The 18,134-nt window shown below is 72.1% G+C and carries 22 protein-coding genes; 6 read left to right on the forward strand and 16 right to left on the reverse strand.

What is annotated here, in order from left to right; genetic code table 11:
- Positions 1–14: 14 nt before the first annotated feature.
- From FXF51_RS24225 to FXF51_RS24250, 6 genes are all read right to left on the reverse strand, one after another.
- Positions 15–1,973 carry a serine/threonine-protein kinase gene (locus FXF51_RS24225; RefSeq protein ID WP_187414542.1) on the reverse strand — a complete coding sequence of 653 codons (1,959 nt, stop codon included), beginning with the start codon at positions 1,971–1,973 and terminating at the stop codon, positions 15–17.
- 131 nt (positions 1,974–2,104) lie between these two features.
- Complete coding sequence (locus tag FXF51_RS24230; protein ID WP_148436937.1) at positions 2,105–2,617, reverse strand: YbaK/EbsC family protein; 513 nt, start codon at positions 2,615–2,617, stop codon at positions 2,105–2,107.
- A 61-nt stretch (positions 2,618–2,678) separates the two neighbouring features.
- Positions 2,679–4,238 (reverse strand): flavin monoamine oxidase family protein, encoded by a 1,560-nt coding sequence (locus tag FXF51_RS24235; protein WP_148436938.1) that lies wholly within the window; start codon positions 4,236–4,238, stop codon positions 2,679–2,681.
- On the reverse strand, positions 4,231–5,085 hold the full coding sequence (locus tag FXF51_RS24240) for a M55 family metallopeptidase (RefSeq protein ID WP_262379801.1): 855 nt from the start codon (positions 5,083–5,085) through the stop codon (positions 4,231–4,233). Before FXF51_RS24240 ends, FXF51_RS24235 begins: the two co-directional genes overlap by 8 nt.
- Complete coding sequence (locus tag FXF51_RS24245; RefSeq protein ID WP_148436939.1) at positions 5,070–6,281, reverse strand: DUF6395 domain-containing protein; 1,212 nt, start codon at positions 6,279–6,281, stop codon at positions 5,070–5,072. The genes FXF51_RS24240 and FXF51_RS24245 overlap by 16 nt, the downstream gene beginning before the upstream one ends.
- Positions 6,272–6,643 (reverse strand): hypothetical protein, encoded by a 372-nt coding sequence (locus FXF51_RS24250; protein ID WP_148436940.1) that lies wholly within the window; start codon positions 6,641–6,643, stop codon positions 6,272–6,274. Before FXF51_RS24250 ends, FXF51_RS24245 begins: the two co-directional genes overlap by 10 nt.
- A 153-nt stretch (positions 6,644–6,796) precedes the next feature.
- Here FXF51_RS24250 and FXF51_RS24255 point away from each other — a divergent pair, with 153 nt between their 5' ends.
- Positions 6,797–7,624, forward strand: a complete 828-nt coding sequence (locus FXF51_RS24255; RefSeq protein WP_148436941.1) for a hypothetical protein — start codon at positions 6,797–6,799, stop codon at positions 7,622–7,624.
- A gap of 5 nt (positions 7,625–7,629) precedes the next feature.
- Here the strand turns inward: FXF51_RS24255 and FXF51_RS24260 are convergent, their stop codons facing one another.
- Positions 7,630–8,403 carry an enoyl-CoA hydratase/isomerase family protein gene (locus tag FXF51_RS24260; RefSeq protein WP_148436942.1) on the reverse strand — a complete coding sequence of 258 codons (774 nt, stop codon included), beginning with the start codon at positions 8,401–8,403 and terminating at the stop codon, positions 7,630–7,632.
- A gap of 21 nt (positions 8,404–8,424) precedes the next feature.
- Complete coding sequence (locus FXF51_RS24265) at positions 8,425–9,084, reverse strand: hypothetical protein (RefSeq protein ID WP_148436943.1); 660 nt, start codon at positions 9,082–9,084, stop codon at positions 8,425–8,427.
- 95 nt (positions 9,085–9,179) lie between these two features.
- Between FXF51_RS24265 and FXF51_RS24270 the strand changes: the two genes are divergently transcribed.
- Positions 9,180–9,464: a hypothetical protein gene (locus tag FXF51_RS24270; RefSeq protein WP_148436944.1), complete on the forward strand. Its 285-nt coding sequence runs from the start codon at positions 9,180–9,182 to the stop codon at positions 9,462–9,464.
- A gap of 41 nt (positions 9,465–9,505) precedes the next feature.
- On the opposite strand, the gene FXF51_RS60955 is transcribed toward FXF51_RS24270, so the two are convergent.
- The 3 genes from FXF51_RS60955 to FXF51_RS24280 form a co-directional block, all read right to left on the reverse strand.
- Entirely contained in the window at positions 9,506–9,682 is a 177-nt protein-coding gene (locus FXF51_RS60955; protein WP_187414543.1) for a hypothetical protein, read from the reverse strand.
- Positions 9,683–9,714: 32 nt separating this feature from the next.
- On the reverse strand, positions 9,715–10,191 hold the full coding sequence (locus tag FXF51_RS24275) for a rhodanese-like domain-containing protein (RefSeq protein ID WP_148436945.1): 477 nt from the start codon (positions 10,189–10,191) through the stop codon (positions 9,715–9,717).
- 95 nt (positions 10,192–10,286) lie between these two features.
- On the reverse strand, positions 10,287–10,721 hold the full coding sequence (locus tag FXF51_RS24280; protein WP_148436946.1) for a PaaI family thioesterase: 435 nt from the start codon (positions 10,719–10,721) through the stop codon (positions 10,287–10,289).
- Between the two features lie 179 nt (positions 10,722–10,900).
- Here FXF51_RS24280 and FXF51_RS24285 point away from each other — a divergent pair, with 179 nt between their 5' ends.
- Positions 10,901–11,326: a hypothetical protein gene (locus FXF51_RS24285; protein ID WP_148436947.1), complete on the forward strand. Its 426-nt coding sequence runs from the start codon at positions 10,901–10,903 to the stop codon at positions 11,324–11,326.
- Between the two features lie 90 nt (positions 11,327–11,416).
- Here FXF51_RS24285 and FXF51_RS24290 read toward each other — a convergent pair whose 3' ends face one another.
- The 4 genes from FXF51_RS24290 to FXF51_RS62745 form a co-directional block, all read right to left on the reverse strand.
- Positions 11,417–11,698: a hypothetical protein gene (locus FXF51_RS24290; RefSeq protein ID WP_148436948.1), complete on the reverse strand. Its 282-nt coding sequence runs from the start codon at positions 11,696–11,698 to the stop codon at positions 11,417–11,419.
- Positions 11,695–12,357, reverse strand: a complete 663-nt coding sequence (locus FXF51_RS24295) for an HNH endonuclease family protein (RefSeq protein ID WP_148436949.1) — start codon at positions 12,355–12,357, stop codon at positions 11,695–11,697. The genes FXF51_RS24290 and FXF51_RS24295 overlap by 4 nt, the downstream gene beginning before the upstream one ends.
- A gap of 92 nt (positions 12,358–12,449) precedes the next feature.
- Positions 12,450–13,334, reverse strand: coding sequence for a 2-hydroxy-3-oxopropionate reductase (locus FXF51_RS24300; protein ID WP_411268375.1), 885 nt, complete (start codon positions 13,332–13,334; stop codon positions 12,450–12,452).
- Positions 13,335–13,353: 19 nt separating this feature from the next.
- Positions 13,354–14,145 carry a hydroxypyruvate isomerase family protein gene (locus FXF51_RS62745; protein ID WP_148437028.1) on the reverse strand — a complete coding sequence of 264 codons (792 nt, stop codon included), beginning with the start codon at positions 14,143–14,145 and terminating at the stop codon, positions 13,354–13,356.
- Between the two features lie 108 nt (positions 14,146–14,253).
- Between FXF51_RS62745 and FXF51_RS62750 the strand changes: the two genes are divergently transcribed.
- The gene (locus tag FXF51_RS62750) at positions 14,254–15,012 is read left to right on the forward strand and encodes a hypothetical protein (RefSeq protein WP_148436951.1); all 759 of its coding nucleotides are present in this window, start codon (positions 14,254–14,256) and stop codon (positions 15,010–15,012) included.
- Complete coding sequence (locus tag FXF51_RS24315) at positions 15,005–16,360, forward strand: helix-turn-helix domain-containing protein (RefSeq protein ID WP_262379802.1); 1,356 nt, start codon at positions 15,005–15,007, stop codon at positions 16,358–16,360. Before FXF51_RS62750 ends, FXF51_RS24315 begins: the two co-directional genes overlap by 8 nt.
- Positions 16,361–16,370: 10 nt before the next feature.
- Here FXF51_RS24315 and FXF51_RS24320 read toward each other — a convergent pair whose 3' ends face one another.
- Positions 16,371–17,012 (reverse strand): TetR/AcrR family transcriptional regulator, encoded by a 642-nt coding sequence (locus tag FXF51_RS24320; protein WP_148436952.1) that lies wholly within the window; start codon positions 17,010–17,012, stop codon positions 16,371–16,373.
- 101 nt (positions 17,013–17,113) lie between these two features.
- On the opposite strand from FXF51_RS24320, the gene FXF51_RS24325 reads away from it, so the two are divergent.
- Positions 17,114–18,043: a zinc-binding dehydrogenase gene (locus FXF51_RS24325; protein WP_148436953.1), complete on the forward strand. Its 930-nt coding sequence runs from the start codon at positions 17,114–17,116 to the stop codon at positions 18,041–18,043.
- Positions 18,044–18,134 lie beyond the last annotated feature (91 nt).

The raw sequence follows: 18,134 nt of genomic DNA on the forward strand, positions 1-18,134 counted from the left end.
CCGCCTTCCCCGCGTCATCCCCCGGAATTCCCCCCTAGGTTGTCGAGCTGGTTCGCCACTTCTTGGACGTTCAGCGGAGTCCATACGGCCTCCCCCTCAGGCTTGTCCCCGAACGTGCTGTAAGCGAGGGTGAGCGAGAGCGCGGCACCCGCCGCGAGGACTCCCGCCATCACCATCGCCGCTGTTCTCGAGGGTACGAGCGATGAGAGCGTTCTGCGCATCTGCTTGCCGGGACCCTCGACTCCCGGGCCCGCGCAAACGGTCCACAACGCGATCGCCGCGCCCCAGGCCAGGGCGTAGTAGGAGTTCATCCCGGCCACCACGGTGAGCAGGAGCGTCACCGGGAGGCCCAGGATCAGCGCGTACAGCACGAGTGCCAGCGTGATGCCCGCCGACTTGGCCAGCGCCGCCGGGAAGGCGAACACCCGGACCACGTCGAGCGCCGCCGCGCCGGCCGCCCTGCGGGTGGCGAGCTGCGGCTGGGCCAGGTCGGCCCCACGCAGCAGGATCGCGACCGGCAGGGCCACGATCGCCACCAGCACCGGCTTGAACACGGCCGCCACGATCATCAGGATCAGCAGCATGGCGCCCGCCACGCCGTACGCCCTGGACCGCTGCAGCGGCTTGCCGGGCTGCACGCCGGGGATGTACGGCTCCCGCTTGGTCAGCCGGTCGGGCTGGGCGGGCGGGAACTGCTGCTGGGCCGGGATGTAGGGCGGCGGCTGCACCGGGATGGGGTTCGGGCGGCCGTAGTCAGGCCCGGGGGGACCTGGCTGCGGGCCTGATCCGGGGCCCGGGTTCATCCGGCGGTAGTCGGCGGAGTCGGGGCGCACCCGTCTCGTGGGCACGTCGGTCTCGCCGGGCGCGGGCGCGGGCGCGGCCGGGCCGTTGCCGGTGGCCGGCGGCGTCTGCGGCGGGTAGACCCCGGCCTCGCGCTGGATCTGCCGCAGCTCCTCGGGCGAGACCCTGCGGGTCGGCCACGGGTCGGGCTGGTTGGGCAGCAGCGAGACGTACTGCTGGTCGGGCGCCGGCGGGGCCGGCTGTTCCTGGTTCTCCAGCAGCCGCTTGGGCGTGACCGGCGGCGTGGAGATCTCGTACGACGGCCGCTCCGTGACCTTGGGCGGCACGACGGGGTCGGGCCTGGGCACGGTGGAGATCTCGTCGGGCGAGGTGCTCCGCGCCGGCTTCGGCAGCATGCGGGCGGTCTGCTCGGCCAGCTCGGCGGCCTTGGGGCGCTTGCTGGGGTTGCGCTGGAAGGCCGCCTTGAGCAGCGGCTGCAGCTCGGCGGGGGCGGCGCTGATGTCGGCCTTGCCCGCCGTGATGTTGTAGAAGATCATCTCCAGCGTGCCCTTGCCGAAGGGCGGCTGGCCCGTGCCCGCGTACAGCAGCGTGCCGGCCCACGCGTGGATGTCGACCTCGGGGCCCGCCTCCTGGCCCTCGATGATCTCGGGCGCGAGGTAGCCGGGCGTGCCGATGAACATGCCGGTCTGCGTCAGCCGCGTCGCGTCGACCGCCTGGGCGATGCCGAAGTCGATCAGGACGGGCTCGCCGTCCAGGATCAGCACGTTGCCTGGCTTGAGGTCGCGGTGGATGACGCCCATCGAGTGCACGACGGCCAGCGCCGAGGCCACCCCGTGGGCGACCTTGAGCAGCGCGGGCAGGTCGAGCGGGCCGTCGTTCTTGACGATCTCGTCAAGCGGCGGGCCCGCCACGTAACGCGTGACGATGTACGGACGATGACCGGTCACGTCGGCGTCGAGCACCTCGGCGATGTACTTGCTGCGGACCCGGCGCATGGTCTCGACCTCGCGCGAAAGCCGCCGCCTGGCGACCTCGTCGCCGGCGACCTCTCCGCGCAGGACCTTGATGGCCACCTGCCGCCCCTGAGGGTCGACAGCCAGGTGGACAACGCCCATCCCGCCTTCACCGAGCCGCCTGAGCAGCCGGTAAGGGCCTAGTCGGTCATCGTTCATGGCATGAAGCACCATACCGGCTTAATCCCCGCCCACGAGATGAACCATGAGGCCACATTCCCACTCGTACAACGTCCAGAACGGCCTCATCGGTTTCCCATCCAACGGTCTCGAATCGGCCTCGATTTCGTTCAGCCGGCCAAGGAGAGCACCTCTGCCCTCTTCAGCCCGGCCAGCGTGGCGCCGGAGACGGCCAGCTTCGACCTGCGCACACCGCTTCCGATCACCACCTTCGGGTGCTCCGCGACGTGCGCGTCCACCAGGATCGGCCACTCCTCCGGCAGGCCGAGCGGCGTGATGCCGCCGTACTCCATGCCGGTCAGCTCGACCGCCTCCGCCATCGGGGCGAAGCTGGCCTTGCGGGCGTCGAGGTGCCTGCGCACCACGCCGTTCACGTCGACCCGCATCGTGGCGAGCACCATGCACGCGGCGTAACGCGTCTCGCCGCCCCGCTTGGCCGCCACGACCACGCAGTTGGCCGACTCGTCGAGGGTCACGCCGTACTTCTCGCAGAACGCCGCCGTGTCGGCCAGATCGGGATCGATCTCGGCCACCTCGACGCCCTCCATGTCAGGTACGGCCCGCGCCACCGGATCGGCCAGGAGGTCGATCCGCTCGGTGGCGGGCACCCAGTGCAACGTCATTCCATCTCCTCGATCGCCTCTCCCAGGAGCCTACTTGCGCTTCCGGGAGCCGCGGGCGGCGTCACGGAGACTGCAGCACTCTCCTGTGCAGTTGCGTGACGGCGGCGCGGGCGGACTCCATGGCCCCCGCCTGCCAGGCGATCAGATGGGTGAGCCAGTCGCCCGCGAAGTACACCCTTCCGGCGGGGCGTTGCAGAAGAGTGAAGGACGAATCAAAGGACGGCCAGCGCACCCAGCCGCCCTGGATGTGCTCCTGGCGCTCCCAGGCGATGGAGACGCTGGACAGCAGGTTCTGCCGGTACTTCTCACCGTGGATCTTCTTGCCCTGGGTGAGCGCCCTGCGCCGCCTGTCCTCCGGGGTGAGCGCGCTGTAGAGCTCGGCGACGCGCTCGGTGTTGTAGTAGCCGACGAGCAGGCCGCGCTCGGCGTGGTAGTCGTGCGAGGGGTACCAGATGTGGGTGAGGTCGAGGTCGGTCTCGGTGACGCCGCCGTAGATCCGGTCCTCCAGCTCCCACCAGCGCCTGCCGTACTCCAGGCCGATCTTGCCCGCGGCGATCGGGACGGGGGTGGCGAGCGCGGTGGTGATCTGGGCGCCGAGGTTGTGCGGGATCCTGGCGAGGACGTGCGGCGGGAGGGCGGCGATGCAGTAGTCGGCCTTGACGGTGCCGCCGGTGTGGGTGACCTCGACGCCGTCGGCCATGGTCGTGATCCTGGTGACCTTGGCGCCGGTCCTGATCCTGTCCTGGCCGACGGCCTGCTGGAGCTTGGTGACGATGGCGTCCATGCCGCCGACGGGCTGGAACATGGGGGTGGCCTGCTCGTAGCCGAAGTCGTTGGTGATGGCCCGGCCGGTGCCGGCGGCGAGGACCTGGTGGAGGGTGCCGGGGTCCGGCATGGGCGTCCCGCCGTCTATAGACGGAAATTTCGTGAAACCGCGGCGCTCGGAGCCCGCGTAGTCGAGCTTGGGGCCCAGGTCGCCGAAGCGCCGCAGGAACTCCAGCAGGCTCTCCCTGTCGTTCCTGGTGAGAGCCTTGTCCAGCGCTCCGGCGTCGGTGGCCTTCGCCAGGAGTTCGGCGATGTATCCGTACATGTCGGCTCGGGCCGTGCGGGCCCTGACGGTCCGGCCGTTGGTGTGGACATAGGCGGAGGCGTTGTTGTTGATGAACGTCTCGATGGGGATGCCCAGCTCGCGGCAGTAGTCGAGGGTCACCATCCACTGGGCGATGCGGCCGGGGCCCGCGTTGAAGTAGACGCCGGCGCCGAACTTCACGTCCTGGGCCGCGCCGTTCAGCTCGGTCAGGCGGTCGCCGCCGCGCAGCGTGAGGTTCCGCCCGCCGGCCTTCTGCCGGGCCTCCAGCAGCGTGCAGTCGTAGCCGGCCTTGCCCAGCTCGTACGCGGCGGTCAGCCCCGCCACGCCCGCCCCGATGATCACGACCTTGGCGGACGCCCTGCCGCTCAGCGTGAAGTCGCCGGTGCGTGGCGGCGTGAACTCCTTGTCCTGCTCGGCGGGTGCCAGGCCGAGCGCGCCCATGGCGGCGTACATGGCGCCCGCGCCGCCGGCGGCGCCGATCCCGACGAGCAGCCCCCGCCGGGTCAGCGTGGCACGCTGGTTCTCAGCCATAGGGGCCGCTGCCGCAGGCCACCTGCCCGGCGATGCTGGCGAACAGGCCGAACAGGGCCATGATCTGGGTGAAGTCCTCGGTGGTGAACTCGGTGTGCCGCGCTCCCGCCGTCCGCACGCCGGGGATCAGCGAGACGGCCGCGGCGATGGCGGTGGAGTTCCACTCCACCCCGAGCGTGTACGGCGCCTCCACCACGTACGGCGTGAAGTCGGTCAACCGCCCCAGCGCCCGCTCCGTGGCCTCACGGATCCGCGCCTGGGCCACGACCGGCGGCAGCAGCTCGGCGGAGAACTTGTCGATGCCCTTCTTGACCGCGACGGTCTCCACGTCGCCGAGCAGCTCGCGGGCCTCGTCGCCGACGGCCTCGTCACCGGTCACCAGCACCACCGGCACCCCGTGGAACCCGGCGCACGCCGCGACCAGCCGTGTCTCGCCGCACAGCTCGCCGTTGAGGTAGACGTTCTGGATCTCCTTGCCCATCCACGTGTGGTTGAGCACCCCGTGCGGGACGCCGGCGCGGGCGTGGTAGCCCACGAAGCAGGCCGCCTGGAAGGAGCCGTCGAGCCCGTGCGCCATCCGCTGCGCCTTGCCCGGCCCCCTGATCAGGCTCGCCCGGGGGTCGAGGAGGTCGATGCGCAGGTTCTTGGTGGAGCCGTGGGCGTCGTTGACCAGCACGCCGCTCGCCCCCGCCGCGAAGGCGCCCTCGACGGCCGCGTTCGCGTCGGCGGTCATCAGCTCGCAGCCCCGCTCGTAGCCGCGCTTGCCGGCGTGCATCTCCTCGGGGTCGGTCAGCCCCGTCACGCCCTCCATGTCCACCGACAGATAGACCTTCACGCGCTCCCCCACGACTCGACCCTGCGCACCTCGGACTCCGTCATCAGCCCGACGTTCTCCTCGGCGAACGCCGCCGCCTGCGCCCGCCACCGCTCCGGGATCTCCTCCAGGGCCGGCGGGTAGCAGTGCTCCAGCCAGCTCGTGGCCTCCTCCGACACGTCGAAGTAGTCGAGGGCCGGGGCGAACAGCGTGTTCTCGATCCCGGGGACGCGGGCCAGCCCGTACTGGATCATCTCCTGCCCCCCGTACGGCGGCTTCTTGAGGTACTTGCGCGCCATGGGGCGGTCGGCGGTGATCGGCGTGTCGAGCGGGCGGCGCTCCACGGCGGCCTGGATGAGCTCCTTGTACAGGCACTTGCCGCAGTTGCGGCACGGGCCGTCGGTGCCGCGCAGGCACCAGCGGACCTGCTCCCGCAGCGGCGAGCCCAGGGCCAGGCGCATCGTGACGGCCTCGCTCACCCCGCCCACCGGCAGCACGATGTGCACGCCCGAGGCGGCGAACAGGCGGCCCCACCTGCCGTGCGGCGCCCACATGGGGTTGTCGGGGGTGAAGCGCCACAGATAACGCCCGCCGCCCAGCCAGCGGGAGCCCATCTCGTAGCCGAAGCCCAGGCCGCCCAGGTCGAGCCGGTCGGCCAGGAGCAGGGCGCCGGCGGCCACCGCGTGGTGCTCGGGGTAGCCGGGGCGGGGCTCGGCGAGCGTGTACTCCAGGTCGGAGGTGACCGTGCTCAGCTCGCGGCCGGTCTTCGCGGCCAGCCTGGCCAGCACGTCGGAGCGGTAGTGCGGCCAGCGGTTCGGCACGCGTGGGTGGGCCACCCGGCGGAAGTGCACGAACGGGGCCTCGGGGAAGATCGTGGCCGCCGCCACGGAGTCGGCGCCACCGCTGTACGAGATCGCCAGCCTGGCCCCCGGCCGCCTCGGCTCCGCGCCCACCGGCCCCGCCTCGACGCCCCAGCCGTCGTGCAGCGCCTGCGCCAGCTCCGCCGAGATCGCCCGGTCGAACGTGATGCGCTTCCTGGTCCACGGGGCCACGATCGTCCAGGCGGCCACCGCGTACAGGTCGGGGTGGGCGTCGCCGGGCACCCCGCCGATGGAGCACGAGTTGATGGCCAGCTTGATCGGGTACTCGTCGGACGCCTGGCCGGTGATCTCGTCCTCCGGGTCGAGCCGGAACGTCAGGTTCGCGCCGGCGCTCCAGGTCACGCGCACGGTTGCTCCTCCGGCCGGCCCGGCTCGTCGCGCCGGGCCCGCAGGTCGTCGATGGCCTGCCAGACCAGTACCTCGTTCTGCAGCACCCCGTCCATGGCCTTGGCCGTCTCCTGCGCGAGCCGCTGGGTGTCGTCGATCCTCGCCTTGAGCGCGGGGTCAGTCTTGATGGACGACGACGCCGGACGGGCGTCCCGCAGCCGTTCGACCTCGTTCTGCAGGGTCGCCATCTCCCGCCTCAGGGTCTGGACCTCCCAGAGCGCGTCCCGGATGTCCTGGCGATGATCGGCGATGGAGATGTAGCGGGAGTCGAACCACGTGCGCACGGCCTTTCTGAGCCGGGCAGGGACGGGGACGCGCATCATGAAAGGCCACCATAGTGGCAAACCAACATCGGTATGGACGACCCTTACCGAATGCATTGACTTCTGTTTGCACCGCCCGCGCCCGCCCGTTCGCGGACCGGATATGGCGAACGGTCGGACACATGCAGTGCATGACTGCTAACGTTCCGCGACATGCCCTCCTCCGTGCATGAGGCGCTGAACGCCTTGTTTCGGAACCGGCCCACCCTCGCCGTCGATCTGCTCTGCGACGTGTTCGACATCGATCTGCCCTCCGGCACCCTCGTCGAGGTGGCCCCCGCCGGCACGGCCGTGGCGGTGCCCATGACCTGGTGCGAGCCCGCGCACGGCGTCATCGTCGAGCTGCAGCACACCGTGTCGGAGGAGGACCGGCAGGGCTGGGCGCGGCGCAGCGCGGCGCTCTGGCTGCTGCTCCGGCGCCCCGTGCTGGTGCTGGTGCTCGCACCCGACGCCCTGGTCTGCGACTGGGCCGCCCAGCCCGTGGTCACCAGCCTGCCCGGGTACGTGCTGCACCCGCTCGTCGTCGGGCCCGACCAGGTGACGCCCATCTCCGACCCCGCCCTGGCTGCGGAGTGCCTGGAACTGGCCGTGCTGTCCGTCCTGTCCCACGGGGGTGACGCGGCGGTCGCAGGGACGTTCCTGGAGGCGCTGGCCAAGACGGAGGAGAGCCACGGGGCCCGCTACTACGAGTACGCCTACCGCCTGGCCTCGACCGACGTCCGGCGGGTTCTGGAGGAGACCATGTCGTCCACCACCTGGCCGGTGTACAGCCCGTTCGCCCGCGAGCACTTCGCCAGGGGACGCGCCGCCGGGCTGTCGGAGGGCAAGGTGCGGGCCGTGCTGGCCGTGCTGCGGGCGCGCGGGGTGAACGTCACGGACGACGCGTTGACGGCCATCACCGGGTGCGGCGATCAGGAGCAGCTCGACGAGTGGGCGCACCGCGCGGCGACCGCCCTGACCGTCGAGGAGCTGTTCGTCTGAGCCCGCTAACGACCTGTGAACTTGGGCTTGGACTTCTCCGCGAACGCCCGCAACCCGATCTTGGCGTCCTCCGTGGCGAACAGCCCCGAGAAGTGCAGCCGCTCGATCTCCATGCCCGTGTCCAGATCGGTCTCCAGCCCGTGATCCACGGCCTGCTTGGCGGCACGCAACGCGACGGCCGGCCCGCCCACGAAGGTGGCGGCCCACTCCAGGGCGGCGGTGTAGACCTGCTCGTCCGGCACCATCCGGTCGACCAGCCCGATCGCCAGCGCCTCGGCGGCGGGCACGTGGCGGCCGGTGAAGATGAGGTCCTTCGCGCGGGCGGGCCCGACCAGGCGCGGCAGGCGCTGGGTGCCGCCCGCGCCGGGGATGATCCCGAGCAGGATCTCCGGCTGCCCCAGTTTCGCCGACTCCCCCGCGACCCTGAAGTCGGCGCAGAGTGCCAGCTCGCAGCCGCCGCCCAGGGCGTAGCCGGTGATCGCGGCGATGACCGGCTTGCCGATCTTGGCGACCGCGGTGAAGCAGGCCTGGAGCGTGCCGGAGTGGGCGGCCATGTCGGCGTACGACATGTCGGCCATCTCCTTGATGTCCACACCGGCGGCGAACACCCGCTCCCCGCCGTACAGGATCACCGCCTGCACCTGCGGATCGGCGTCCACGATGCCGGCCGCCTCGGCCAGCTCGCGCTGGACCTGGCCGTTGAGGGCGTTCATCTTCGGCCGGTCGAGACGGATCGTGGCGATCTGGTCGGCCACCTCGACGCTCACAAACTCACCCATGTGATCGAACCTAACAGGTGGTCACCGGCCCGCCGCCGCGGACTTGACCGCGTCCACCGACTTCTTGCTGCGCGAGACGCGCACCAGCGCGGCCGACAGGCGAGCCAGCTCGGCGCCCGAGTGCGCCAGCTCGGCCAGCGGGCGGGCCTGGCGGGGCAGCCCCAGCTTGCCCGCGCCGTCCAGCACCCGCTTGTCCAGGTGCGGGGCGACCTGCGGCCACACGGCCTGGACCTCGCGCAGGAAGATGTCGGCGCCGGTCGGCCCGATGCCGGGGAACTCCATCAGCAGGTCCGTGATGCGCCGCTCGTCGCCGTCCGCCTCGTCGCGCAGGCGGCGCAGGTCGCCCCGCCAGCGGTCGACGATCAGGGCGGCGCCGTCGCCGAGCATCGTGGCAGTGCGCTCGTCGTAGCGGCGGTAGTGGCCGCGGCCCAGCGCGTCCACCCGGTCCTGCCAGCTCGCCTCGCGCATGCCCTTGGGCGTGCCGTACCCGGCCGCGAACAGCTCCTTCGCGGCGGCCACGGCGACCTCCGCCGAGATGCGGGCGCTGAGCAGGGTGGCCAGGACGAGCAACTGGTAGAGCGGTTTCGGCTGGTCGGACAGTTTGATGCCGGCCTCCGCCGCGTACGTGCGGCCGTAGCGGTCGAGCAGGGCGTCCAGCACGGCTCCATCGGTCTCAGCCATGCCGTTGCGCCTACCCGGTCCCCGCCCCGGCATGCCGTGTTTGGGTACGTGGAGGCGGGTTAGTCGGAGTTCTTCCGCTAGTGAAGGAGCAAGTTGTGCTGACATTGACCGACAACGCCGTGGTCGCCATCCGGGATCTCATGGTCGGGGAGGACGTGCCCGCCGACGCGGGGCTGCGGATCTCCCCCAAGGCCGACGAGGCGGGCACGCTGGAGGTCACGCTCACGAGCACCCCGCAGGCCGGGGACCAGGTGGTGGAGAAGGAGGACGTGCGGGTGTTCGTCGCCGAGGACGCGGTGCCGATCCTCGACGACAAGGCGCTCGACGCGCAGCCGGGGGCGCCGGGGCAGCCGACGTTCCGCCTCGACCGGCGCGCCTGAGCCACGCCCCGGTTGTGGCGCCTGTTCCGGCACCGGCCGGGTCAGCCCTGGTCGGAGTCGTTCTCGGGCGGGCGGGTGTCGCCGAGGCCGAACAGGCCCACCAGCGTCCCGTCCGCCCGGGTCACCACCACGTGAGCCACCTTCGCCCGGTCCATGCGCTGGACCAGCGGGTCGATCTCCTCGCTCGGCCGCACGGTGGTGGCGCCGGCCCGCATCACGCTCTCGGCGGTGCCGTCGAGGTCGGCGCCCCTCAGCCGCGCGACCCGACGACGCCCTGGACGACGTCGTCCTCGTCCACCACGACGGCCATCCCCGCCGGGTCGGCGATGAGACGCTCGGTCAGCGTGCCGAGCGGGTCGTCCAGCGCGGCGATCACCGGGTCCCTGCGCACGTTCCTGGACACCAGGGCGGCGTGGCCGTCGTAGGGCAGGTCGGCGGAGAGCCAGTCCATCTTGCCGGTCACGTAGTCGTACACCTCGCCGAACCCCAGCCGTTCGAGGCGGTGCGCGGCGCGCGGGCTCAGGTCGCAGAGCGCGTCGTGGCAGTAGACGATGACCGGACGATCCCGCTCCAGCGGCGGCGAGCCGTCGATGCGGCCCAGCGGCAGGTTGACGGCTCCGGGCAGGTGCGCCCACTGGTATTCGGGTTCCGGCAGCACTTCGACGAGCTGCGCCTGCCTGGTGGCCAGCAGATCCTGTACGGCTTCGCGGGCGATGGTGTGCGTCATGCCTGCCCCGTACCCCGAGGCGGCCAGGTCAGCGGGACACGCCGGCGAGCACCCGCTCCAGGCCCCAGCGGAACTGGGCGGTCAGGGCTGGGCGGTCAGGGCTGGGTGATGGCCTGGATGTGCGCGGTCGCGGTCGCCACGGCGACGGGCTCGCCGTCCGGGCCGAGCAGCTCGCCCGACATGAAGCACACCTGACGCCCCCGCCGGACCACCCTGCCCCGGCCCACCAGGCGGCCAGGGCGGGCCGGGCGGAGGAACTGCACGTGCAGGTCGAGCGTCGGCGCGAACTGGCCCGGCGGGAGTGTCGCCACCAGCGCAGGACCGAGCGTGTCGTCGAGCATCGCCGCCAGGAAACCGCCCTGGACGGCGCCCACCGGGTTGGTGAAGCTCGCGTCCGCCTCGAACGCCACCTCGATCGTCCCCTCGTCGGGGTCGATGCGCAGCAGCTCCCAGCCGAGCGTGGTCGCGGCGGGAGGTGGCGGCACCCGGCCGGCCATCACGTCCCAGAACGGGCCTTCGCGTGTCTCCATGGGGACATTGAACGGGGCGGCACCGACAGTAATGCGTAGGACGGCAGGCCCGCACACTGCGGGTTAGGGTGCTGTGAGGAAGCTGAGGACTAGCAGGGAAGGCGGCTGACCGCATGAGCGCGCCGGGCCATCCGACAGCGGGGAACCCGAACGATCGAGGGGTTGTGCTCGCTGACCAGGTGAATCGAATGATCGCGCTGGCCGAGGAGGCGCAGTCGGAGGAGACCTGGGCGTTCGATGCGCTCAGCCGGTTCGTGGTGGGGTGCGCGGAGGCTGGGCTGGATCCGCTGGTGGCCGTTGAGGGCGGAGGGGCGGACGCGTCTGAGGACGGTGCGGCGGGTGACCGGCTCGTGAAGGTGCTCGAGGAGATCGTGCGGGCAGGGCATGACGAAGGTGCGCTGCGTGCCGATGTGGGGGCCGGCGATGTGGTGGGGGTCGTCGGGCTGGTCGTCCGGGGGCTGCCCACGGTGCCTGCCGGGGTGGGTGAGGAGTTGCGGGAGCGGGCCGCCCGACTGGTGCTCGCCGGGATGCGGGCCCATCCCGCGCCGGCGCCGCCCGGGGCGGCGTTGACGGTCGAGGAGCTGGCCCGGCGCGTCTCCGGGTAGGGCTGGGGCGCCGTACGCGAAGGCGACACGCCGGGGTGCCGAGACGGCGCGCCGCACATGGAGGCGACGCGCCGCGGCCTGTTCGGACGGTCAGGCAGGTGAACGGAACCCGTTCAGGCCTGTCGGCATGCCACGCCGCACAGCCTGCACGATCTCCTGATGAAGGTGCGCCCCCCGATCGGCGGCCCGCCCGAGCGGGCTGCCCTCGACCTCGTACCACTCATCCGCGTCGAGGTACTGCACGCGCACCGTCACGCGCTCCCCCGCCACCACGGTCCGCACGGTGACCTCGCCGGTGATGACGCCGACCTCCTCGGTCATCACCCCGCCGGGCCCCGCGACGACGCTGCTCTCGTAGGTTTCGACGCTCACTGCGCCCCGTAGCAGGTCGCCACCATCTCGGCCAGCGCGTCCCGTTCGGCGGCGGTGATGGTGAGGTCGTAGCGGGCCTTGACGTCGATCCAGGCCCGGCTGTACGTGCACCAGTACGACCGCAGCGGCGGCTTCCACTGGTCCGGCGACTGGTCGCCCTTGGACCGGTTGGAGCCGGCCGAGACGGCGAGGAGCTGCGGCCCTTCGAGGTCGTTGGCGAACTGCTTGCGCCGGGCGTCGGTCCAGGTGTCGGCTCCTGAGCGCCAGGCCTGGGCGAGCGGCACCATGTGGTCGATGTCGATGGCCGAGGCGCTGGTGATGTCCTTGCCGTCGTAGACGCTGTGCCAGGTTCCGCTGATGGCGCGGCAGTTCTCGTCCTGCTTGACGTCGGCGCCGTCGCGGGCGAGGACGGTCTCGCGGGTGTCGCAGGAGCGGCCCTGCGACGTCCAGTGGGGGAAGCGGGCGCGGCTGTAGCCGGCCATGGCTCGGGGTTCCGCGACGGTGAGCCGCTGGAGCTGGGCGTGGGCGGCGGGGGCGGAGAGGGTGGGCGGGAGTTCGGTGGGAGAGGCTGCGCCCGAGGGGGACGCCGGGGCCAGGACCAGGAGGGTCATGGTCGTGGCGGCCGCCGCGCGGGCAGGCCATGATCGCAAAGTGAACATGGCCCACGTCTACAGCGGTGATTACGTTAAGTAATCAAAGACCCGCAGCACTTGTCACTTAGAGTGACAATCTTGGGGTTGCCTTGGGAATGTCAGGTGGTTCCGGAAAGGCGTTCGACGCCGCGCAGCAGGGCCGAGTGGTCGAGGTCGCCGTCGCCGACCGCGTTCGCCGACGCGACGAGCTGGGCCACCAGCGCGCCGAGCGGCAGCACCACTCCGGCCTCGCGGGCGGCCGTGGTGACGATGCCCATGTCCTTGTGGTGCAGCGCGAGGCGGAAGCCCGGCTCGAAGGAGTGGCCGGCCATGTTGGCGCGCTTCTGCGCGAGCACGGCCGAGCCCGCCAGGCCGCCGCCGAGCACGTCCAGCGCCGCCTCCAGATCCACCCCGTACGCCCGCAGGAACACCACCGCCTCCGCCAGCGCCTCGATGTTGGCCGCCACGATGAGCTGGTTGGCGGCCTTGACCGTCTGGCCGGAGCCGCTCGGGCCGACGTGCACGACGGTCTTGCCGACCGCCTCGAAGACCGGCCCCGCCGCCTCGAACGCGTCGGCCTCGCCGCCGACCATGATCGACAGGGTCGCGTTCTTCGCGCCCGCCTCGCCGCCCGAGACGGGCGCGTCCAGGTAGCGCAGACCGCGCCGGGCCGCCTCCCCGGCCAGCTCGCGCGTGACGTCCGGGCGGATCGAGGAGAAGTCGATGATCAGCGTGCCGGGGGCGGCGTGCTCGAAGACGCCGTCCTGGCCGGTCAGCACGTCCTGGACGTCGGGTGAGTCGGGCACCATGAGCGCGACCACCTCGGCGCCCGTCACGGCGTCGGCGATCGACTCCGCCACCCGGCCGCCCGCCCCCGCCAGCGGCCCGGCCTTCCCGGGCGTGCGGTTGTAGCCGGACACGGCGTGTCCCGCCTTGACCAGGTGGACGGCCATGGGGCTGCCCATGATGCCGAGGCCGATGAAGGCGATGGCGGTCACGTCGATGTCCCTTCCAGGTGGTGGGTTACGCGGGTGTGCGGTGTTCTCTGGGGAGCCAGGCGAACGCGTCCTGGCCGCCCTTCGCCTGGTACTCCAGGCCTACGTGGCCGTCGTACCCGGCGGCGCGCAGGTCGTCGAGCCACTGCCGCAGCGGCAGCTCGCCGCTCCCCGGCGCGCCTCTGCCCGGCGCGTCGGCGATCTGTACGTGTGCGATGCGCGAGCCGTACCGTTCGATGACGGCCGGCACGTCATCACCGTTGACGGCCAGGTGGTAGAAGTCGGCGAGCAGCCCCGCGCCGGGCACCCGGTCGAGCACCGCCACCGCGTCGGCCGCCGTCAGCAGCGGGTAGCGGGGCGCGCCGCTGACCGGTTCGAGCAGGACGGTGCCCGGCACGCCCGCCACGCAGGCGGCCAGCAGCTCGACGGCCAGCTCGTCCTGCTCGCGGGCGTCGGACTCCGGGACGCGGTTGCCGTACAGGGCGTTGAAGGCGCGGCAGCCCAGGCGCTCGCCGATCGCCGCCACCACGGGGATGTTGTCGAGCAGCTCGCGCGTTCGGCCCGGCCACGACACCACGCCGCGGTCGCCGCCGGGCATGTCGCCGGCGAAGAAGTTCAGGCCGGTGAGGCGTACGCCCGCGTCCTCGACCGCCCGGACGAACGTGTCCACCTCGCGGTCACCCGGCACCGCCACCGGCCACGGCCACCAGAACTCCACGGCCCCGAACCCGTCGGCCGCCGCCGCGGCGGGGCGTTCGAGGAGGGGGAGATCCGTGTAGAGGATCGAGCAGTTGACGGTCCACTTGGTCACGCGCGAAATATTGTCATACACGCCTACAAGGCGGCCAAGAGGCGGGTGTGTCGCAAGGGCAACATGAAGCCGCAGCGGGTCTATGATGTTGGAAAGTAAAGCGGCGGGAGGTCGGGCATGCGGATGTCCCAGTGGGCCCAGGACACGTTCGGGCAGCGCGTTCCCCTGATCAGACAGGGCGTGGCCGAGGCGCTGTCGGTGGCGCTGGAGAACGCGCTCGACGCGCAGAAGGTGGCGCAGACCGATCACCTGCACCCGTTCGGGTTCACGCTCATGTCGCGCAAGTTCGAGGCGCTGGCCGAGGCCTTCGAGGACCTGGGCGACGTGCACGTCGTCAAGCCCGGCGGCTCCCAGCACGAGCTGGTGGTGCTCGACGGCAAGCTGCTGTTCCCGTTCCGCTACGCCAAGGACCGTTCGATCAGCGTGATGAGCGCGCGCATCGGCGACGGGCGGCCGTCCGCGCTGGTGCAGGCGCTGTTCAACCGGTTCGGGCCCGAGCCGCGGATGCGGCAGCTCGCACTGCAGGATGTCGCGCCGCACGCCGTCCCGGTCGCCGAAGCGCTCGGCGACCTGCCGGAGGACACCCGGCTGGTGCTCATCGCGTACGCCTGCAACGCGCACGCCGGGCTGCTCGACGCCTGGTGGGGCGAGGCCGAGCTGCTCGACCGCACCGGCAGCCTGCGCTGGCACCACTGCGAGGAGATCCCGCTGGTCCAGGAGAGCGCGGCGCCGGCCCGGCGTGAGGGCGAGGCGGCGGCGTTCGACCAGGGCGTGCCGCCCGCGCCCGCGCTCAACCCGCGCACGGGCGCCGGCCGGCTCGCGGTGCCGGTCAGCGAGCAGCTCCCGTTCGGGCCAGAAGCCGCCAGCGGTGCGTGACTCCGGCACGGGCCACGAGCCGCCGTCGGTACGCGGCTCCAGGACGGAGCATGAGCCGCCATCGGTGCGCGGCTCCAGGACGGAGCATGAGCCGCCATCGGTGCGCGGCTCCAGGACGGAGCATGAGCCGCCATCGGTGCGCGGCTCCAGGACGGAGCATGAGCCGCCATCGGTGCGCGACGTCGGCATGGAGCGGGAGGCGGGCGGGCGGGGTGCGAGGGCGGGCGGGCCGAGCCCGCAGGCGGTCGCCGACGCGTTCGACGCCACCCGCCTCACCCAGGCCCGCCATCTGGCCGCGCTCACCAAGAAGGAGGTCGCCGAGCACCTCGGCGTCTCCCCCGCCGCCGTCGGCCAGTACGAGTCCGGCGTCACCCGGCCGCGCCCCGACCTGATCCCGAGGCTGGCCGAGGTGCTGGCGGTGCCGATGGCGTTCTTCCTGCCGGGGCGGCCGCACGGCAAGCTCGACGGCTCCATGGCGCACTTCCGCAGCCTCCGCTCCACGCGTGCCTACCAGCGGGCCAAGGCCGTGGCGTTCGTCGAGCAGGTGTGGGAGCTCACGTACGCGCTGGAGAAACGCGTCCAGCTGCCCCTCGTCGACCTGCCGGGCTTCGCGGGCGGCGAGATGCACTCCGACCTGCCGCGCGACCCGGCGGGCGCGGCCCGCGCGCTGCGCGCCCACTGGGGGCTCGGCACCGGCCCGATCGGGCACCTCGTGCGGCGCATGGAGTCGCACGGCATCGTCGTGGCCTTCCCGCGCCACGACCCCGACGCGGTCACCGTCGACGCCTTCTCCACCTCCAGCCTGCCGCGGCCGATCGTGGTGCTGACGCCCAACCGGTTCGACGACATCTACCGGCACCGCTTCACCGCCGCTCACGAGCTGGGACATCTGGTGCTGCACGGCGACACGGCGGCGGGTGACACGCATCAGGAGCGGGAGGCCGACGCGTTCGCGGCCGAGTTCCTCACGCCGCGCGACAGCATCCTGCCTCAGCTTCCGCTCCGGGCCGATCTGCGGCGGCTGGCGGAGTTGCGGCTCACGTGGGGGGTTTCGGTTGACTCGCTGCTGTACCGGTGCAGGGAGACGGGGCTGCTGTCCGACTCCGCCGCTGGGCGCGCCTATCAGCGGCTGGCTGCGTTGCGTGAGCAGCCCGGGTTCACGAATGAGCCGGTGTCCGGGTATCCGGGGGAGCAGCCTGTGCTGCTGGCTCAGGCCTTCGAGCTGGCGGGGCGGGAGAGCGGGTTGAGTGCCGCGATGCTGGCGCAGGAGCTGGCCTGGCCCATCGCGCGGGTACGTGAGTTGATCGGGCTGCCGGATCGGCGGCCTTCGCTCAAGCTCGTTCCCTGACCCGCGGTGGTCAGGGCTGCTGAGGGCGTGGGCTGGCGGTCAGGGTGAGGCTGCCCGGCAGGGCGGCGACGGCCTCGTGGAAGCGGGCGGCGAGGTCCGGCACGGACGGTGGATCGCCCGCCGTGGCCGCCCACCCACCGGCCGCGACCCGCCAGGCCGCCACCAGCATGTCCCCCGCCAGCCGCGTACGCGGGTCGTCGGGCAGATCGAGCCGCCGGTGCAGCACCTCCACCACGGTCCCCAGGGTGCTCTCGCAGAAGTGCAGGTTGTGCGCGTCCATGGAGGACGTCTCCTGCGACAGCCGGTAGCTCAGCACCGCCCGGCCCGCCCACGCCTCGTCGGCGACCCGTTCCAGCGCGGCCAGCAGCGTCGCCTCCATGAGCTCCACCAGCGGACGCCCATCCGCCGGGACCGTCTCCAGCTCCTCCAGGAAGGCCCGCCACATGTCGTGCAGCGGCGCCATCGCGACGTCCTCCTTGCCGGCGAAGTACCGGAAGAACGTGCGTTTGGAGACCTCCACCTCCTCGCAGAGCTCGTCCAGCGTGACCCCGCTGAAGCCGCGGCTGGTGAACAGGTCGAGGGCGGTGTCGATCAGGGCCTGCCGGGTGCGCAGCTTCTTGCGTTCGCGCAGTGGGGGCGGTGCGACGGTCATGGGCAACAGTGTATTCGAGGCGCGAAGGCCACTTGCGCGCTTTCGCCACTGAGTGGCATAAAGGAGGGGTTGTTGCTGTCCCAGTGGGAAGGCGCCTTCTCGTGCGTGCTTTGCTGATCGACCATTCGACCGCCTCCGGCCTGCGCCTCGGCGAGGCGCCCGACCCCGTGCCCGAGCCGCACCAGGCCCTGGTCAGGGTGCACGCCACCTCGCTCAACTTCGGCGAGGTCAAGCACGGCATCGGCGGCTCCGCCGACGGCGCCGTGCCCGGCTGGGACGCCGCCGGGGTGGTCGAGCGCGCCGCCGCCGACGGCTCGGGCCCGGCCGTGGGCACCTCCGTGGTCACTGTCGGGCTCGGCGGCGCGTGGGCGGAGTCGCGGGCCGTGGACACCTCGGCGCTCGGCGTCGTTCCGGAAGGGGCCGACCTCGGGGCGATCAGCACCGTGCCGGTGGCGGGGGCCAGCGCCGTGCGGGCGCTGCGCAGGATCGGGCCGCTGCTGGGCAGGCGGGTGCTGGTCACGGGCGCGACCGGCGGTGTCGGACGGTACGCCGTGCAGCTCGCCCGCCGCGCCAGCGCCCACGTCATCGCCTCGACCGGCGACCCTGCGCGGCACGGCGACGGGCTGCGCGCGCTGGGCGCCCACGAGGTGGTGGCGCACCCCGGGCAGGCCGACGGCCTGGTGGACGGGGTGGTGGACAACGTGGGCGGGCCCCAGCTCGTGGCGGCGTTCGGCAAGCTGGCGCCGCACGGCACGCTCGTCGCCGTCGGTCACGGGACGGGTGAGGCGGAGACGTTCCCGTTCGGGGCGCTGTTCGGGAACGACGGGCGGCACGATCGGGCTCTCGTCACGTTCTACCTGCTGGACGGCGGGGATCTGGTGCCCGATCTGACCTGGCTGGCCGGGCGGGTGGCCGCCGGTGACCTCGATCCCGGCATCTCGTGGCGGGGTGGGTGGGAGCGGGCGGACGAGGCCGTCGCCGCCCTGATGGAGGGCCGGTTGCACGGTAAGGCGGTGCTCGACGTCCGATGACAGGGCGAGCCGGTCGCACGAGCGAGGCAGCGGACGACGGCTTGACCTGAAGCAAAGTTGAGGTTGCAGGCTCGTAGGCAAGTACCGCGAC

This window comes from Nonomuraea sp. PA05 (assembly GCF_008086045.1).
GTDB lineage: Bacteria > Actinomycetota > Actinomycetes > Streptosporangiales > Streptosporangiaceae > Nonomuraea > Nonomuraea monospora.

What these genes read in the sequence shown, in the direction of transcription:
- FXF51_RS24225 (WP_187414542.1), bottom strand. Translation starts at nt 1,973, where the DNA reads ATGAACGATGACCGACTAGGCCCTTACCGGCTGCTCAGGCGGCTCGGT.
- FXF51_RS24230 (WP_148436937.1), bottom strand. Translation starts at nt 2,617, where the DNA reads ATGACGTTGCACTGGGTGCCCGCCACCGAGCGGATCGACCTCCTGGCC.
- FXF51_RS24235 (WP_148436938.1), bottom strand. Translation starts at nt 4,238, where the DNA reads ATGGCTGAGAACCAGCGTGCCACGCTGACCCGGCGGGGGCTGCTCGTC.
- FXF51_RS24250 (WP_148436940.1), bottom strand. Translation starts at nt 6,643, where the DNA reads ATGATGCGCGTCCCCGTCCCTGCCCGGCTCAGAAAGGCCGTGCGCACG.
- FXF51_RS24255 (WP_148436941.1), top strand. Translation starts at nt 6,797, where the DNA reads ATGCCCTCCTCCGTGCATGAGGCGCTGAACGCCTTGTTTCGGAACCGG.
- FXF51_RS24260 (WP_148436942.1), bottom strand. Translation starts at nt 8,403, where the DNA reads ATGGGTGAGTTTGTGAGCGTCGAGGTGGCCGACCAGATCGCCACGATC.
- FXF51_RS24265 (WP_148436943.1), bottom strand. Translation starts at nt 9,084, where the DNA reads ATGGCTGAGACCGATGGAGCCGTGCTGGACGCCCTGCTCGACCGCTAC.
- FXF51_RS24275 (WP_148436945.1), bottom strand. Translation starts at nt 10,191, where the DNA reads ATGACGCACACCATCGCCCGCGAAGCCGTACAGGATCTGCTGGCCACC.
- FXF51_RS24280 (WP_148436946.1), bottom strand. Translation starts at nt 10,721, where the DNA reads ATGGAGACACGCGAAGGCCCGTTCTGGGACGTGATGGCCGGCCGGGTG.
- FXF51_RS24295 (WP_148436949.1), bottom strand. Translation starts at nt 12,357, where the DNA reads ATGTTCACTTTGCGATCATGGCCTGCCCGCGCGGCGGCCGCCACGACC.
- FXF51_RS62750 (WP_148436951.1), top strand. Translation starts at nt 14,254, where the DNA reads ATGCGGATGTCCCAGTGGGCCCAGGACACGTTCGGGCAGCGCGTTCCC.
- FXF51_RS24320 (WP_148436952.1), bottom strand. Translation starts at nt 17,012, where the DNA reads ATGACCGTCGCACCGCCCCCACTGCGCGAACGCAAGAAGCTGCGCACC.